14 protein-coding genes are annotated in these 15938 nt (G+C 58.8%); 9 read left to right on the forward strand and 5 right to left on the reverse strand.

Going from position 1 to position 15938, the window contains the following annotated elements:
• Positions 1-356: 356 nt before the first annotated feature.
• The 5 genes from trpE to GQF00_RS12020 all read left to right on the forward strand — a co-directional run bounded on the left by trpE (position 357) and on the right by GQF00_RS12020 (position 4737).
• Complete coding sequence (trpE, locus tag GQF00_RS12000) at positions 357-1850, forward strand: anthranilate synthase component I (protein ID WP_161319403.1); 1494 nt, start codon at positions 357-359, stop codon at positions 1848-1850.
• On the forward strand, positions 1850-2443 hold the full coding sequence (locus GQF00_RS12005; protein ID WP_161319404.1) for an aminodeoxychorismate/anthranilate synthase component II: 594 nt from the start codon (positions 1850-1852) through the stop codon (positions 2441-2443). The genes trpE and GQF00_RS12005 overlap by 1 nt, the downstream gene beginning before the upstream one ends.
• Entirely contained in the window at positions 2440-3483 is a 1044-nt protein-coding gene (gene trpD / locus GQF00_RS12010; protein ID WP_161319405.1) for an anthranilate phosphoribosyltransferase, read from the forward strand. Before GQF00_RS12005 ends, trpD begins: the two co-directional genes overlap by 4 nt.
• A 27-nt stretch (positions 3484-3510) precedes the next feature.
• Positions 3511-4308 (forward strand): indole-3-glycerol phosphate synthase TrpC, encoded by a 798-nt coding sequence (gene trpC / locus GQF00_RS12015; RefSeq protein ID WP_161319406.1) that lies wholly within the window; start codon positions 3511-3513, stop codon positions 4306-4308.
• Between the two features lie 108 nt (positions 4309-4416).
• The gene (locus GQF00_RS12020) at positions 4417-4737 is read left to right on the forward strand and encodes an isochorismate lyase (RefSeq protein WP_161319407.1); all 321 of its coding nucleotides are present in this window, start codon (positions 4417-4419) and stop codon (positions 4735-4737) included.
• 117 nt (positions 4738-4854) lie between these two features.
• Here the strand turns inward: GQF00_RS12020 and crp are convergent, their stop codons facing one another.
• Positions 4855-5484 carry a cAMP-activated global transcriptional regulator CRP gene (gene crp, locus GQF00_RS12025; RefSeq protein ID WP_161319408.1) on the reverse strand — a complete coding sequence of 210 codons (630 nt, stop codon included), beginning with the start codon at positions 5482-5484 and terminating at the stop codon, positions 4855-4857.
• Positions 5485-5761: 277 nt separating this feature from the next.
• On the opposite strand from crp, the gene GQF00_RS12030 reads away from it, so the two are divergent.
• Positions 5762-6178, forward strand: coding sequence for an OsmC family protein (locus GQF00_RS12030; protein ID WP_161319409.1), 417 nt, complete (start codon positions 5762-5764; stop codon positions 6176-6178).
• A gap of 139 nt (positions 6179-6317) precedes the next feature.
• The gene (speD, locus tag GQF00_RS12035; RefSeq protein WP_370519494.1) at positions 6318-7124 is read left to right on the forward strand and encodes an adenosylmethionine decarboxylase; all 807 of its coding nucleotides are present in this window, start codon (positions 6318-6320) and stop codon (positions 7122-7124) included.
• Positions 7125-7290: 166 nt separating this feature from the next.
• On the opposite strand, the gene coq7 is transcribed toward speD, so the two are convergent.
• Entirely contained in the window at positions 7291-7953 is a 663-nt protein-coding gene (gene coq7 / locus GQF00_RS12040) for a 2-polyprenyl-3-methyl-6-methoxy-1,4-benzoquinone monooxygenase (protein WP_161319410.1), read from the reverse strand.
• A gap of 156 nt (positions 7954-8109) precedes the next feature.
• On the opposite strand from coq7, the gene GQF00_RS12045 reads away from it, so the two are divergent.
• The gene (locus tag GQF00_RS12045; protein ID WP_161319411.1) at positions 8110-9585 is read left to right on the forward strand and encodes an AAA family ATPase; all 1476 of its coding nucleotides are present in this window, start codon (positions 8110-8112) and stop codon (positions 9583-9585) included.
• The gene (locus tag GQF00_RS12050; RefSeq protein ID WP_161319412.1) at positions 9572-10603 is read left to right on the forward strand and encodes an AraC family transcriptional regulator; all 1032 of its coding nucleotides are present in this window, start codon (positions 9572-9574) and stop codon (positions 10601-10603) included. Before GQF00_RS12045 ends, GQF00_RS12050 begins: the two co-directional genes overlap by 14 nt.
• Here GQF00_RS12050 and GQF00_RS12055 read toward each other — a convergent pair.
• The 3 genes from GQF00_RS12055 to purD form a co-directional block, all read right to left on the reverse strand.
• Positions 10542-13343 carry a hybrid sensor histidine kinase/response regulator gene (locus GQF00_RS12055; RefSeq protein ID WP_161319413.1) on the reverse strand — a complete coding sequence of 934 codons (2802 nt, stop codon included), beginning with the start codon at positions 13341-13343 and terminating at the stop codon, positions 10542-10544. The genes GQF00_RS12050 and GQF00_RS12055 overlap by 62 nt on opposite strands.
• The gene (locus GQF00_RS12060) at positions 13306-14370 is read right to left on the reverse strand and encodes a cyclic nucleotide-binding domain-containing protein (RefSeq protein ID WP_237440507.1); all 1065 of its coding nucleotides are present in this window, start codon (positions 14368-14370) and stop codon (positions 13306-13308) included. Before GQF00_RS12060 ends, GQF00_RS12055 begins: the two co-directional genes overlap by 38 nt.
• A gap of 80 nt (positions 14371-14450) precedes the next feature.
• On the reverse strand, positions 14451-15737 hold the full coding sequence (gene purD / locus GQF00_RS12065) for a phosphoribosylamine--glycine ligase (RefSeq protein ID WP_161319414.1): 1287 nt from the start codon (positions 15735-15737) through the stop codon (positions 14451-14453).
• Positions 15738-15938 lie beyond the last annotated feature (201 nt).

Consider the following 15938-nt stretch of genomic DNA (forward strand, 5'->3'; position numbering starts at 1 on the left):
TCCGACGTCGGACGATCAATCTGTCCGGATGGTTGGTTATGATTGTAGTCTACATGAGTGTGCGGGCGGTGAATTCAATCCTGCCTGCGAAAATCCCGTCAGGCATCCCGTGTCTGGCGCCGAGCGTTCACATTGACTACAATTTTAGGCATCTTCCTGATGTGAGAAAGGACGTCCCCCCTTGGACTGTGCCCTGATCAACAGCTTTGCTTTCCTGTCCGCACCCGCCAGCTGGCGATGGTGACGCTCCCCTGTGTCTGCGCTGATGCACTGACACGCCCCTTTTGCTCCATTTTTCTCTACAATCTGCGTTCTCGATATCGACCTGCCTGAAAAAGGTCGGATAAGGAAAAAGCATGTCACCACAAGAACTGGATCGTTACGCCCAAGAGGGCTACACCCGTGTTCCGATGGTCCGCGAGGTATTGGCGGATCTGGACACGCCGTTAACGGCATACCGCAAGCTGGCCCAGGGGCCCTACAGCTATCTGTTTGAATCTGTGCAGGGCGGCGAGCGCTGGGGGCGTTACTCCATTCTCGGTTTGCCAGCCCGCGAGGTGATTCGCATCACCGGGCAGAAGGTTCAGGTGAGCAATGCAGATGGCGAAACCCTGCTCGACGTGGAGGATCCGATTCGCTGGATCGAGAGCTACCGGCAGCAGTATCGCTCCCCGGAACTGCCGGATCTGCCCCGTTTCAACGGTGGGCTGGTGGGCTACTTCGGCTATGACAGCGTACGGTATTTCGAACCGCGTCTTGGCCCGGCCCCGGGCAAGGATGTACTCGGCGTGCCGGATATCCTGCTGATGCGTTCCGAGGAAGTGGTGGTGTTCGACAACCTGCGCGGTGCCCTTTATCTGATCGTGCATGTGGACCCCACCGCGCCAGGGGCGGCGGAAGAGGCTGACTCACGGCTGGATGCACTGGAAAAGCAGCTGCGCGCCCCGCTGCCCGAGCCCGAGCATACGGTCTATGGTGACCCGGTGGATGAGAGCGATTTCCAGAGTGAATTCCCGGAGGAGCAGTTCAAGGCCGGCGTAGAGAAGGTGCGTGAGTACATTCTTGCCGGCGATGTGATGCAGGTGGTGCCGGCTCAGCGCATGAGCTGCCCCTTCAAGGCGCCTGCTCTGGATCTGTACCGCGCCTTGCGTTACCTGAATCCGTCTCCCTACATGTTCTATCTGGATCTGGACGACTTCCATATTGCGGGCTCATCGCCGGAAATTCTGGCTCGGGCCGAGCAGGGAGCGGTAACCGTGCGTCCCATCGCGGGTACGCGAAAACGCGGCGCTACCGCAGAAGAAGACAGAGCTCTGGAGGCCGATCTGCTGGCGGACCCCAAGGAAATCGCCGAGCACCTGATGCTGATCGATCTGGGCCGTAATGATGTGGGACGGGTGGCCAAACCGGGCAAGGTAAACCTTACTGACAAGATGGTGGTGGAACGCTATTCCCACGTGATGCATATCGTCTCCAACGTGGAGGGTGAGCTGAAAGAGGGGCAGGGGCCGCTGGAGGTCCTCAGCGCTACCTTCCCGGCCGGTACCCTCAGTGGTGCTCCGAAGATCCGTGCCATGGAAATCATTGATGAGCTGGAGCCCACCAAGCGTGGCGTCTATGGCGGCGCGGTAGGGTATATCGGCTTTAACGGAGATATGGACACGGCCATCGCCATTCGCACGGCGGTGGTGAAGGACGAGCGGCTTTACGTGCAGGCGGGTGCCGGCATCGTGGCTGACTCCGTGCCCCAGTCGGAATGGGACGAGACCATGAACAAGGCCCGGGCAGTGTTCCGCGCGGTAAACCTGGCATTGGGTGGCCTCAACCTGGCAGACGGAGGGCAGCGGTAATGCGTGTCTTGATGATCGACAACTACGACAGTTTTACCTACAACCTGGTGCAGTACCTCCAGGAGCTGGGCGCCGAGGTGCTGGTACACCGCAATGACCAGATCACCCTTGAAGAGATCGAGGCGCTCAATCCTGACCGGTTGATGGTATCGCCGGGGCCATGCACGCCCAACGAAGCGGGTGTCTCCATCGCTGCCATCAAGCACTTTGCTGGCAAGCTGCCGATTCTTGGTGTGTGTCTGGGTCACCAGAGTATTGGCCAGGCGTTTGGCGGCAAGGTGGTGCGGGCCCGTCAGGTGATGCACGGCAAGACCTCGCCGATTTATCACAGTGGCGCCGGCATCTTCCGGGATTTGCCGTCGCCCTACATCGCCACCCGCTATCACTCCCTGGTCGTGGAAAAGGACAGCCTGCCGGATTGTCTGGAGATCACCGCCTGGACCCAGCTTGAGGATGGCAGCATGGATGAGATCATGGGCATGCGGCACAAGACCTTGCCCATCGAAGGCGTGCAGTACCATCCCGAGTCCATCCTGAGTGAGCATGGTCATGCCCTGCTCGACAATTTTCTGAAAGGGGAGCAAGGCGCATGAATATTCAGGAAGCCCTGGCCAAGGTGGTTGAGCAGATCGATCTGAGCGTGGACGAGATGCAGGACGTGATGCGCCAGATCATGACCGGCGGTGCCACCGATGCCCAGATTGGCGGGTTCCTGGTGGCCCTGCGCATGAAGAGCGAATCCCTGGATGAAATTACCGGTGGCGTGCAGGTGATGCGCGAGCTGGTCACCGCGGTGCCAGTGGAGAACCGCCAGTATCTGGTGGATATCGTGGGCACCGGTGGCGATGGCGCCAACCTGTTCAATGTGTCTTCTGCCAGTGCCTTTGTGGCGGCCGCTGCTGGCGCCCATGTGGCCAAACACGGTGGCCGTTCGGTGAGCTCCAAAAGTGGCTCTGCCGACCTGCTGGAAACCGCCGGCATCGCCCTGGATCTGACCCCGGAACAGATCGGTAGCTGTGTGGACAATGTGGGCGTGGGCTTCATGTTTGCCCCCAATCACCACAAGGCCATGAAATACGCGGTGGGCCCGCGCAAGGAACTGGGCATGCGTACCCTGTTCAATATCCTCGGCCCCATGACCAACCCGGCGGGTGTGCAGCGCCTGGTGCTGGGTGTGTTCAGTGAAAAGCTGTGTCGGCCCATGGCGGAAGTGATGGGGCGTCTGGGCGCGGAGCACGTGATGGTGGTGCACAGCAAGGACGGGCTGGATGAGATTACCCTTGCCACTCGTACCCACGTGGCTGAGTTCAAGGACGGTGCCGTCAGCGAATATGACGTGACGCCGGAAGATCTGGGGCTGGAGTCCGCTTCCCTGGTGGGGCTGGATGTGACCGATTCGGACAGCTCCCTGGCGCTGATCAAGGATGCACTGGGCAAGCGCAGCAGTGATGCGGCCAACAAGGCGGCAGACATGATTGCACTGAATGCCGGTGCAGCCATTTATGTGAGCGGGATTACCCGTAGTCACAAAGAGGGGGTACGCATGGCGGAAGACCTGATACACAATGGAGAAGCTGCCGAACGGATGCGTGAGCTTGCCCAGTTCAGCACCGCCCTCACGGCGGCCGATTAGGGTGAACAGGCCCTCAGGAGAGCCAATATGAGTACAGGGACCATCCTCGACAAGATTATCGCCCGCAAGCAGGAAGAGATTGCGGTGGGCAAGAACAACTACACTCTCGGTGATCTGCAATCCATGGCAGAGAATCAGGGTAAGCCCCGTGGTTTTGCCCGTGCCCTGTTTGACCGGGTGCGTGACAAGCAGCCGGCAGTGATTGCCGAAATCAAGAAGGCTTCACCCAGCAAGGGTGTGATCCGGGATGATTTTGATCCGGTGGCCATTGCCCGCAGTTATGAAAAGAACGGCGCGGCCTGCCTGTCGGTGCTGACCGACCAGGATTTCTTCCAGGGCCACGAAGACTATCTGCGTGCAGCCCGCAATGCGGTAAGCCTGCCGGTGATCCGCAAGGATTTCATGGTGGATCCTTGGCAGATCTTCGAATCTCGCGCCATGGGTGCCGATGCGGTTCTGCTGATCGTGGCCGCCTTGTCCGATGCCCAGCTGGATGAGCTGAATCACGCTGCCCAGCAGGCAGGCTGTGATGTGCTGGTGGAAGTGCATACCCAGGACGAGCTGGAGCGGGCAGTTGCCATGAATGCCGAGCTGATCGGCATCAACAACCGCGATCTGCATACCTTCGAAACCAGCCTCAGCACCACCCTGTCCCTGGCCGAGCAGGCCCCGGCAGATCGTCTGATCATCACTGAGAGTGGCATCAATAGCGCCGCTGACGTAAAACTGATGCGCAGCAATGGCATCAACAGCTTCCTGGTGGGTGAGGCCTTCATGCGGGAGGAGGATCCGGGGGTGGCGTTGAAGGCGCTGTTTTTTAATTGATAGTTGATAATGGATAATTGATAACTGCGCGATCAGCCTGGGTCGCGGCAGAATGCAAAGAGGCCGCGCCCGCACGGGGGCGGCCTTCTGTTATGAAAGAGGGAAGAAATGGTCGTTAAGCCCCCGGCTGAGTGCACTGGGATGGAAGATATTCGTTCTGAGATCGACAGGATTGATCGCCAGGTCATTGCATTGCTAGGTGAGCGGGCGGGCTATGTGCATGCGGCAGCGGCATTCAAGCGCAGTGAGGATGGGGTTCGAGCGCCGGAGCGGTTTCGGACCATGTTGAAATCCCGGCGGGATTGGGCAGAACAGGTAGGGCTGGACGGGGATATGGTTGAAAAGCTCTACCGGGACCTGGTGGAGTTCTTCATCCAGAAGGAACTGGGCCAATTCAGGGACAATGGCTCACCACGAGATCGCGGCTAGTACCGCTTTAAAACAAGGAGGCCGCGCCCAAATCCATGGGCACGGCCTCCTGTGCTGTGGGCCTCCATAAAGCCGGCCCGCGCAGTTATCAATTATCCATTATCAACTATCAATTGCTTACCGGGTGCCGTAAACCACCATGGTCTTGCCCTTCACGGACACCAGACCCTGCTCTTCCAGGTTCTTGAGTACCCGCCCCACCATTTCCCGGGAGCAGCCGACGATGCGGCCGATTTCCTGGCGGGTGACCTTGATCTGCATGCCGTCCGGGTGGGTCATGGCATCGGGTTGCTTGCACAGGTCCAGCAGGGTGCCTGCCACTCGGCCGGTCACGTCCAGGAATGCCAGGTCGCCTACCTTGCGGGTAGTCGCGCGCAGGCGGCCGGCGATCTGGGCGGAGACGGCGAACAGGATGTCAGCGTCTTCCCTGGCCAGTTGCTTGAACTTGGCGTAGCTGACTTCAGCTACTTCGCATTCGGTCTTGGCCTTTACCCAGGCGGAACGGGATGGATCGTTTTCAAACAACCCCATCTCGCCAAAGAAGTCCCCCTCATTGAGGTAGGCCATGATCATTTCGCGGCCGTCATCATCCTCAATCATGACGGTCACAGACCCCTTCAGAATGTAATACAGTGCATCTGACTCATCCCCGGCATAGATAATTGTGCTTTTCGCCGGATATTTGCGACGGTGACAATTGGCCAGGAAATGGTCCAGATTTGGAATAATTTTGTTGCCTTCAGTCATGGGCGCTCAGTCTTAAGCCAGAAGAATGTCTTAGCCAATAAGACCATGGATATTGCCTGTTTTTCTGAGGTATGCCAAGGGAACTGGCTCTCACTCTCGGTTTTCGCGGGCCCAGTGGCAGTAAAGGCAGGATAAACCCCTTCGAAAGAGGGGGCGCCTGTTGCGCAGAACGGTTGTCGGTGGTGGCGAAAAGGGGGTGGCTAAGCCACGCCGCTATGGTACTCTGCGCGCCTTTTTACGGGGTTGCTCCCCGGACGAACAGACTCAGGAGACGGCCATGAAAGCAGTGGTGCAGTGGCAGGGAGAAGCCTGCTACGAAGGGCAGACAGAAAGCGGCCATACGGTGCTGATGGATGGCCCTCCGGATCATGGCGGCCAGAACCGCGGTCCCCGGCCCATGGAGACCCTGTTGCTGGGCGTCGGTGGTTGTTCGTCCTTTGATGTGGTGCATATCCTGAAGAAGTCCCGCCAGGACGTCACCGACTGCCGCTGTGAGATCAGCGCGGAGCGTGTGGATGAAGTGCCGGCAGTGTTCAGCAAGATTCATCTGCACTTCGTTGTCAGCGGAAATAACCTGAAAGAGAATCAGGTCAAGCGTGCCGTTGAGCTGTCTGCCGAGAAGTATTGCTCCGCGAGCATTATGCTGGGCCGTGCTGGTGTTGAGATCACCCATAGTTATACCATTGACGCCTGACGGAAAACGGTCAGGATACAGTTTCCCGGCAATCGCCGGGGCAAGGACGAGATGACAGTTGTCTCGTGACCAGGTCGCCGCCGTGGGGCGGTAATGTGTTAGTTCTAATGTGGCGGTGAAACGCCCGTGGGGTACGGCTGTGGTGAAAGATCCCAATCCCAAGATTACGGTTCACGGTTTCAATAACCTGACCAAATCCTTGAGCTTCAATATTTTTGATATTGCTTACGCGAAGACCGAGCAGCACCGTAAGGAATACATCGAATATATTGATGAGCTGTATAACGCTGAGCGTCTTACAGAGATTCTCACCAATGTGACCAAGATCATTGGCGCCAATATTCTCAATGTGGCTCGTCAGGATTACGACCCGCAGGGTGCCAGCGTGACCATGCTGATCGCCGAGCACGAGACACCGCCGGACGGTACCGACTGGGATGAGGAAGCTCCCGGTCCGTTGCCGGATACCGTGGTGGCCCACCTGGACAAGAGCCATGTGACCGTGCACACCTATCCGGAATCCCATCCGGACAACGGCATTTCCACCTTCCGGGTGGATGTGGATGTGTCCACCTGTGGGGTGATTTCACCGCTGCGCGCGCTGAACTACCTGATCCACAGTTTTGATTCCGACATCGTGACCGTGGACTACCGGGTGCGTGGTATGACCCGTGATCTGGACGGCACCAAGCACTACATTGATCACGACATCAACTCGATCCAGAACTTCCTGACCGAAGATACCCAGAACGCCTATCAGATGATCGACGTGAACGTCTATCAGGAGAACATCTTCCATACCAAGATGTTGCTGAAGGATTTCGACATCGATAACTATCTGTTTGGTGCCGGTAGCGACGAATTCGAACAGGATGAGCTGGATCAGATCGAAGAGCGCCTCAAGACCGAGATGCTGGAGATCTTTTACAGCCGTAATCTGGGCTGAATGAAGAATTGATAGTTGATAATGGATAATTGATAACGTCGCTGGCCAGACCCGTGGTTACTAAAACGCAAGAGGCCGCGCCCAGAGATTGGGCGCGGCCTCTTTGTTTTCTGCTACAACCCATTCTGATCGCGCAGTTATCAATTATCCATTATCAACTATCAATTCAGATTCTATAGGTTGTAAACGTCATCACCTTGCTCATCAATGTCATGGCGTGGCGGATGGGTGGGGGCAGGTCGGCGCCGCCAGCGTCTTTGGCGGTGACAGCGTGTTTGAGCTCGTCGGTTTTCATCTGTTCGAGGATAGCGCGGGTGCGCAGATCGCTTTCCGGGACCTGGTAAAGATGGGCTTCCAGGTGTTTCACCACCTGGTTTTCCGTCTCTGAGACAAAGCCCAGGCTCCAGCGATCACCGATCAGCCCGGCAGTGGCACCCATGGCGTAGCTCATGGCATAGAAGATCGGATTAAGTTTGCTGGGTGCGCCGCCCAATTCGCGAATTCGCTCCTCACACCAGGCCAGATGATCTTCTTCTTCCCTGGCCGCTTCTTCCATCGAGTGACGGATATGCGGCAGGCTGGCGGTGCTGGCCTGGCCCTGATACAGCGCCTGGGCACAGACTTCCCCGGTGTGGTTGATGCGCATCAGACCCATGACATGGCGGCGCTGCTCCGAGGGCAGGGTGCCGGGCTGTTCGACACTGCCGGGGCTGTTCGGTGTCGCAGTGGGTGCACGTTCGGCCTGAATGGTGCCCGGTGTCAGGGTACGCAAGGCATTGTCGGCACGGGCCAGCAGGCGATCAATGGGGGTAAGTCGGCGTTCAGTCATGGGGTCCGCAGCATGCAACACGCATGAAAGTGGGTGGAGTTCTAGTGTAGCCTAAGAGCTTCCGATGAAGCACCCTTTGCACTTGATCCTGAACAATAACAAAAGGATATTGCTGTCCCGCGTGAAGGCCTGTTGCGTGCAGCGTAAAGCAAAACCATGAGTGATCTTAACGACCTGAGAATGTTGCTGGATTCCCGCTATCCCATTGTGGTGATCGAGACCTGGGAAGAATTGCGGGCACTGGATCTGATCCGACGGCTGGGGATGAAAGAAGGGCGACCGGTGTTCGCCTGGACGTCGGTGGATGGCATGCGGCGGCTGGAATTTGATGACGTGCCCAGTCAGAAACACACGGTGGAACCGGACGCAGTACTGGGACAGATACGAGGGACCAACCAGCCGGGCATTTATGCGCTTTGTGATATTCATCCTTTTTTGAAAGACGAACCCAAGAACGTGCGTCTGCTCAAGGAGATCGCGCTTCATCACGAGCGGCTGCAGCATTCGCTGGTGCTGATCAGCCACCAGTTCGATATTCCCCCGGAAATTCGCCGCTACTCGGCGCGCTTCACCCTGTCCATGCCGGATGAAAAGCAGCTTGAACATATCGTTCAGGATGAGGCGCGACGCTTCAAGCAGGAGAAAGGGGAGCGGGTACGAGCGGATCGGGAATCCCTGGATCGACTGATCCGCAACCTGCGAGGCTTGAGTGTGGAAGATGCGCGCAAGCTGGCCCGTGGGGCGATTCTGCATGATGGCGCCATTACGGAGGCAGACCTGCCGGAGGTGAACAAGGCCAAGTTTGCCCTGATGGAAATGGATGGCGTGCTTAGCTACGAGTATGACACCGAGAGTTTTGCCAATGTGGGTGGCTTGCAGGGGCTCAAACGTTGGTTGGGCAAACGCGAGAAGGCCTTCCATGGTGAAAGCGATATTGATTCTCCCCGCGGCGTGATGCTGGTGGGGGTGCAGGGCGGCGGCAAGAGCCTGGCGGCCAAATCCGTGGCCGGCCTGTGGGGGTTGCCGTTGCTGCGCCTGGACATGGGGGCCATCTACAACAAGTTCTTCGGTGAATCCGAGCGCAATGTACGCGAAGCCCTGAAGATGGCCGAAACCATGTCGCCCTGTGTGCTGTGGATCGACGAGATTGAAAAGGGTATCGCCGTGGGGGACAACGACGGCGGGACTTCCCGTCGGGTGCTGGGCACCCTGTTGACCTGGATGGCGGAAAACCAGAGCAAGGTATTCATGGTGGCCACCGCCAACGATATTGAACGGCTGCCGCCAGAGCTGATCCGCAAGGGGCGCCTGGATGAGATTTTCTTTGTGGACCTGCCTGATGCGCAGGTGCGTGAGGTGATTTTCCGGATCCACCTGGGCAAGCGTGGACAGCGGCCAGAGCAGTTCGATTTGCCGGCACTGGCGGTGGCCAGTGATGGGTTTACCGGTGCCGAAATTGAGCAGGCGGTGGTGGCCGGATTGTACAGCGCCGGGGCTGCCGAGCAGTCTCTTGATCAGGCGCTGCTGGAGGCCGAACTGGCGGCGACCGTGCCGCTGTCGGTGACCATGGCCGAGCCGTTGGCAAGACTGCGGCACTGGTGTCAGGGCAGGGCCGTCAATGCCGGTGCTTGATCCAGCCCTGGCCGGTTCGGACCAGAGCCTGTCTGCGGCCTATGTGGATTCCGTATTGCCGGAAGTGCTGGCCCATTACCGGCTATCCCGGGAGGAGGTGCTGGCCCGGGCGGGGATTGCGGAAAGCAGTTTTGCCCGACCGGAACAACTGTTGCCGCTGGTGGATGTGCTGCGCCTGTTCCTGGTGATCATGCAAGCCTGTGGGGATTCGGGGTTGGGATTCGAGATTGGTCGCAGGGTCAAGCCGCGTTCCTATCAGGTGTTGGGGTATGTGATTCTCGCCAGCAGCAACCTCGGTGAGGCCATTGATCGTCTTGTTCGTTTTGAAAGCCTGTCCGGCAAATTGGGAGAAACCCGCATTGAGCGTGGAGATGACCAAATTCGGCTGGAGTGGCTGTGCCCGTTGAGTGGTGAGCCGGCGCGCTATCTGGTGGAAGCGGCGATTACGGGCTGGGTGGCCTTCATGCGACCCTTGCTGGCGGATCAGCTGGCGCCCAGGGCGGTCTGCTTTCGTCATGCAGCACCGCCGGACGTGGCCCGCTACGAGGCCTATTTCCAGGCGCCTGTGCAGTTTGATGCCTCGTTTGATGGCGTCTTGCTGGCGCCGGCTCTATTGTCAGCGCCCCTGGATACGGCTGACCCGGGGTTGGCCGGGATGATGGAACGGGAAGCCCGGGAGTTGCTGGCGGACTTTGATGTGAACACCAACCTGGCCAGTGCGGTGCGGGCGGAAATCTATCGCCAGATGGTGGGGGGCGAGCCTTCACTGGACAGCGTGGCGGAGGCGCTGGGTTTTAGCGGTCGGGCGCTGAGCAAGCGGCTTACGGCACAGTCTCTGCGTTTCCCCGACATGCTGGACAGCCTGCGCAAGACGCTGGCCGAGCTGTATATGCAGGACGAATCCCTTTCGCTGACAGACATCGCCCTGCTGCTGGGCTTTGCCGAGTCCAGTTCTTTCAGTCGAGCGTTTCGCCGTTGGCGAGGGGTGAGCCCGAATCAGTACCGTCATCGCGAGTAAAGCGCAGTATGGTTTCCCGCAGGGTATTCAGCTCCACGGGTTTGGGTAGGTGGGCATTCATGCCAGCGGCAAAACTGCGATCCTTGTGTTCCTTGAGAATGTGCGCGGTGAGCGCCACGATGGGCGTGGACGGCAGTGCGTGGCGTTGCTCATGCTGGCGAATGCGACGGGTCGCTTCGAAGCCGTCCATCTCAGGCATTTCGCAGTCCATCAGAATCAGGTCGTAACGTTGTTTTTCTGCCAGCGCCAGGGCTTCCTGGCCATCGCTGGCGATGTCTGCCTGCAGCCCCAGTTTGCCCAGCATGCCGCGAATTACCTTCTGGCTCAGGTAGTGATCTTCCGCGACCAGAATACGCAAATCCGGGTTGGGTTTGGCGTCTACGGTTTCGGGTGTTGGCCGCACGTCACTGCATAATTCTTCGGCCAGTACCTGACGCAATCGTGGCGCGGAAACGGGTTTGGACAAGACCCGGTGAATGCCCACGTTGCGTGCCTGGGTGGCGCTGGGTGCGTGCTGAATACCGGTGAGCATGACCAGCACAGTAGGGTGAACGATGACCGGATCTTCATGGATACGGGCAGCCAGTTGCATGCCATCCATGCCTGGCATTTGCTGATCCAGGACCACCACATCAAAGGGTTCGTTGATGTTGGCCTGGGTGCGCAGGGAGGCAAGGGCCTCACGGGGGTCATGACAGGCAGTGACCCGCATTCCCCAGGACAGTGCATGGTGACGCAGTACGCGAGTGACCGTACTGGAATCATCCACGACCAGCAGGCTGCGCCCTTCGAGACTGGATGTATCTACCCTCGGCGCCTTGGGCGGCGCGGCATGATCGGCAGGCAGGGGGACCACAAACCAGTAATGGGTACCACGCTGGTCCTGCAGGTTACCCATGCGGCCATGGAGGGCGTCCACCAGTTGCTCGGCAATCACCAGGCTGAGATGGCTGCTTTCGCTCTGGCGCTGGGTATCCTGGAGTCGCTTCAGGGCCTCTTCGCTGAGGGCACTACCGGAAAACCCGAAGCGTACCCGGTCGGCCTGGCCGGTGGGTTCCAGTGACACATCAATGATCAGTTCACCCGGGGTGCCATGGCGGATCAGGGCGCCGGTGAGGTTGGTGAGCACCTGACGCAAACGTCCGGCATCGCCCAACACCCGTGGTGGTACATTGGTGTGAACGTGGGTGATCAACTCAATCTGTTTTTCTTCGGCCCGTTCCTTGAACAGGTCGATGGCTTCCATCAGCAGTTCATGCACATCCAGGGATGCCTGGTTCACATTGCCGCTGCTGGTGGAGAGCTGGGAGTGCTCGAGAACGTCGTTGATGATGCGTAGCAGGTTATCCCCCGCATTCTGGATGGCACTGACGCATTCGCGTTGGTTGGGGGTCAACGGGGTGTCGACGAGAATTTCTGACATGCCAAGGATGCCGCTGAGGGGCGTGCGAATGTCATGGCCGATCCGCGCAAGGGTTTCCCGGCGCGTGCTGTCCACGGTGTCGGCGATGGCCTGTGAACGCTGATGCTCAATGCGTATTTGGGCGCGGTGTGCAAACCGTACCCGCAGGCCAATACCCAGGGTCAGGGCTTCGACCACAGTGGAGACCATCAGCCATTGCGGTAGTTCGGCGCTGGTTTGCAGCAGTCCCAGATAGGCCAGTCCCAGAACCAGGGCCGGTAAGCTGACAAACAGTGTGGTGATAAGGAACAAGCCGCCGCCGTTTTGCTCGCGGTGCCAGGTGGCATAGCCCATGGCAATAAGCAGTAATGCGGACAAGCTCACCAGGGAAAAGCACAGATAGGCGGTGAGGGTGATCGGCAGCAACTGGGTCAGGGGCAGGCTGATGATGGTGAGAATCAGCAGTACCCGGGTAGTGTGATTCAGCCAGCTATGGTCCTGATTCAGGCGGAAATAACTGCGGGTGACCCCGGCCGCTGAGCCCATTGCGATCAGCATCAGGGGAAACAGGATCCGTGGTTGCAGTTGGTTGCCGTCGGTAAAGCGATGGGGCAGGAAGTCCGCCAGTAGCAGGCTGATCAGGGTGATACAGGTGAGAAAGCCAGCGTGATACCAGTAGGGGCCCCCGCCTCGCATGGTGCCGGCAATCAGGTTGTAGATGATCAGGATCAACAGGGCGCCGGTCAGCACCATATAGATGGCATTCTGCCGTTGTTGTCCGGCCAGGTGATCGTTCAGGGTGGAGAGGCTGAGGCCATAGGTCAGATACCCTCTGGGCTGAAGCCGCAGATACAGCAATTGCTGCTCACCCACCGGCAGGTGGACACGAAAACTGGCATCGCGGCCGGGAATGCGGGCGCTGGGTGGCGCCAGAGTATAGCCTTGCCCATTCGCGGCGGGCTGGTACAGGCTGGCATTGGGGTTGCCACGCAGCTGCAGGGCAAACGTACTATGCTCACGAAATTCGTTCTTGATGGCCAGACGCACCCACCAGGGATTCTGCTGAATACCGAGACGCTCCACGTAGCGGGTGGCGGGCTGGAATCGCTCAGCGGAGGTCGGGCTGCTGACCTGCTGAATGGTCAGGGTGCCTTCGTCATCACGCAGGTACTCCGAGTAGATGGTAACCCGGGCATCATCTGGCAAGCTGTGAATGATGTACGGGGGCGGTGGTTCCGCTGCGCCCCTTGCCATGCTGCTCAGAAGCAGCAGGGCAATCATCAGCAGCCCGAAAAGGTATTCAGGCTTGTTCGGCCATGTTGTTGTGTTGCTCTGCATCCGCTGGTTGTCCCCGGTCAAGCACATAGGCATTCAGCCCGGCTTCGGAGAGGATATAGGCTCCGAGCTCACTGCGTCGACCGTCTCCGCATACCACATAGAAAAAATCCTTTTCCAGGTTGTGCACTTCCCTGCGCAATTCGTTGAGTGGAATGTTACGGGCGCCGGGGGTGCGATCGTGGCGGAACTCCATGGGCAGGCGCACGTCCACCAGTATGCAGGCAGTGTCGGCTTCCAGCACCATGGTATCCAGTTCATCCTCGCTAAGATGGCGAATCACGGAATCCTGCAGGATAGCCTGAAAATCCTTTTTGCCCAGACACATGATCACGCCGTCACTGGTCATGGTGACGGTGGCATTGCGCGGACTGTCGCTGATCAGCGCATCTTCACCAAAGAAGCGGCCCGCTGACAGGGCTGCCAGGGTTTCCTGCTTGGCGCCCTTGGTGCGGCTGACCATGGCCTTGCCCTGTTTGATTACAAAGAAGGTGTTGCCATCTTCCCCTTCGTTGACGATGGTTTCGCCAAGCTGTACTTCCCGTTCTTCGAACTTCACGAACAGGGTGTGGATCATGGCCGGCGGCACAGCGGCAAACAGTTCCGAAGAGAGCAGGGCATCCATCCAGTCCCTCTCGCTTTCATCATCGCCTTCGTCGAGCATGGATTCTGCCGCCTGGGTCCAGGTCATCAGCAGATCGAGCTTGTTGCGATCGATGGCGTATAGCGTGGTGGGTTCTGCGGTGATTGCGTTGATGGTGTGCTCGGGATAATTGTCCAGCGCGAGATAGTTTTCGTCGTCATCGGCGCCGAAGTGACGTACCTGAAAGCTGGCATCGGTGAGATCCAGGGACCCCTCCACCAGAAAATAGGCCTTGTCGGTGCGCTGGCCGCGTTTGAACAGTAACCGGCCTGGCGCCAGTTTGATCACTTCGATCTGGCCCTGAATTTCCTGGAGGTGGGATTCGCTCAGACAATCGAAGGGAATGAAGTTCTCAAGGCGGGACATTTCCGCCGCTGTTGTAGACATGGCAACCCCTTGAATTCGGGTAAAAGTGGCTGTGCCAGCAGAGTGTGCTGGCTCAGCCTTAATTATTAGTTGCCTTAACTTTATGCCTTTTCGCGGGCGACTGCACGGTAGCCGATGTCGGTGCGGTACTGGGCCTCGCGCCATGTGATCTGCTTCACACCCTGATAAGCATTTGCCTGGGCTTCGCTGACCGTGCTGCCGACGCCGGTGACGCAAAGCACGCGTCCGCCGCTGGTGACCACATTGCCATCTTTCTCAGCGGTGCCGGCATGGAACACCTTCACAGTATCCGAATCTGCCTGGTCCAGGCCTTCGATCACGTCGCCCTTGGCATAGCTGTCCGGGTAACCGCCGGCGGCCATGACCACGCCCAGGGTGGGGCGCGGATCCCAGTGGATCTCGGTCTGGTCCAGTTTGCCGTCCAGCGCTGACAGGCACAGGGCGGCCAGGTCGGACTGCAGGCGCATCATGATCGGCTGAGTCTCCGGATCGCCAAAGCGGCAGTTGTACTCGATGACCTTGGGAGCGCCTTCCGGGCTGATCATCAGGCCGGCGTACAGGAAGCCGGTGTAGGGCATGCCTTCGTTGGCCATGCCTTCCACGGTGGGGGTGATGACCTCGTCCATGATGCGCTGGTAGACCGCATCGGTAACCACCGGTGCCGGGGAGTAGGCCCCCATGCCGCCAGTATTGGGGCCAGTGTCGCCGTTGCCCACACGCTTGTGGTCCTGGCTGGTGGCCATGGGCAGCACATTTTTGCCGTCCACCATGACAATAAAGCTGGCTTCTTCGCCTTCCAGGAACTCTTCCACCACCACGCGGTGACCGGCATCGCCAAACTTGTTGCCGTCCAGCATATCGCGCACGGCTTCCTCGGCTTCTTCCAGGGTCATGGCGACAATTACGCCTTTACCGGCGGCCAGGCCGTCGGCCTTGATCACGATGGGGGCGCCCTGTTCACGGACATAGGCCAGCGCCTCGTCCATGTCGGTGAAGTTGCCATAGGCGGCAGTGGGAATATTCTGGCGGGCCAGAAAATCCTTGGTGAAGGCCTTGGAGCCTTCCAGCTGGGCGGCGGCCTTGCTGGGGCCGAAACACTTCAGGCCGTTGTCCATGAAGGTATCCACCAGGCCTTCCACCAGCGGCGCTTCCGGGCCAACGATGGTCAGGTCGATGCCGTTGTCTTTGGCGAACGCCAGCAGGGCCGGCTGATCGAGCACGTCGATGGCCACGTTTTCCAGCTTGGCTTCCCGGGCAGTACCGGCATTACCCGGCGCCACGAACACCTTCTCTACCTGCTCGGCCTGAGCCACTTTCCATGCCAGCGCATGCTCGCGGCCACCGCCGCCAATGATCAGAACTTTCATTGAGGTTACTGCCTCTTCTGACGTTGTCTCTATTGGAGACGGGTCAGACGTCCGACGTCGGACGCTAACCCGGTTTTGTCGTCAGACGTCCGACTTCAGACGTCCGACGGTTCATTGCCCACTTTACCATTGGTGCTGGTGAAACGTGGCTGCCAACGGTCCCATTGAGACTGTTGTCTCTTCTGACGTTGTCTCTATGGG

Origin of the sequence: Alcanivorax sp. DP30 (assembly GCF_009882945.1) — a bacterium.
GTDB lineage: Bacteria > Pseudomonadota > Gammaproteobacteria > Pseudomonadales > Alcanivoracaceae > Alcanivorax.

Bases quoted from the DNA above. Each gene is read 5' to 3' on its own strand.
- trpE (WP_161319403.1), top strand. From the start codon at position 357: ATGTCACCACAAGAACTGGATCGTTACGCCCAAGAGGGCTACACCCGT.
- GQF00_RS12005 (WP_161319404.1), top strand. From the start codon at position 1,850: ATGCGTGTCTTGATGATCGACAACTACGACAGTTTTACCTACAACCTG.
- trpD (WP_161319405.1), top strand. From the start codon at position 2,440: ATGAATATTCAGGAAGCCCTGGCCAAGGTGGTTGAGCAGATCGATCTG.
- trpC (WP_161319406.1), top strand. From the start codon at position 3,511: ATGAGTACAGGGACCATCCTCGACAAGATTATCGCCCGCAAGCAGGAA.
- GQF00_RS12020 (WP_161319407.1), top strand. From the start codon at position 4,417: ATGGTCGTTAAGCCCCCGGCTGAGTGCACTGGGATGGAAGATATTCGT.
- crp (WP_161319408.1), bottom strand. From the start codon at position 5,484: ATGACTGAAGGCAACAAAATTATTCCAAATCTGGACCATTTCCTGGCC.
- GQF00_RS12030 (WP_161319409.1), top strand. From the start codon at position 5,762: ATGAAAGCAGTGGTGCAGTGGCAGGGAGAAGCCTGCTACGAAGGGCAG.
- coq7 (WP_161319410.1), bottom strand. From the start codon at position 7,953: ATGACTGAACGCCGACTTACCCCCATTGATCGCCTGCTGGCCCGTGCC.
- GQF00_RS12045 (WP_161319411.1), top strand. From the start codon at position 8,110: ATGAGTGATCTTAACGACCTGAGAATGTTGCTGGATTCCCGCTATCCC.
- GQF00_RS12050 (WP_161319412.1), top strand. From the start codon at position 9,572: ATGCCGGTGCTTGATCCAGCCCTGGCCGGTTCGGACCAGAGCCTGTCT.
- GQF00_RS12055 (WP_161319413.1), bottom strand. From the start codon at position 13,343: ATGCAGAGCAACACAACAACATGGCCGAACAAGCCTGAATACCTTTTC.
- GQF00_RS12060 (WP_237440507.1), bottom strand. From the start codon at position 14,370: ATGTCTACAACAGCGGCGGAAATGTCCCGCCTTGAGAACTTCATTCCC.
- purD (WP_161319414.1), bottom strand. From the start codon at position 15,737: ATGAAAGTTCTGATCATTGGCGGCGGTGGCCGCGAGCATGCGCTGGCA.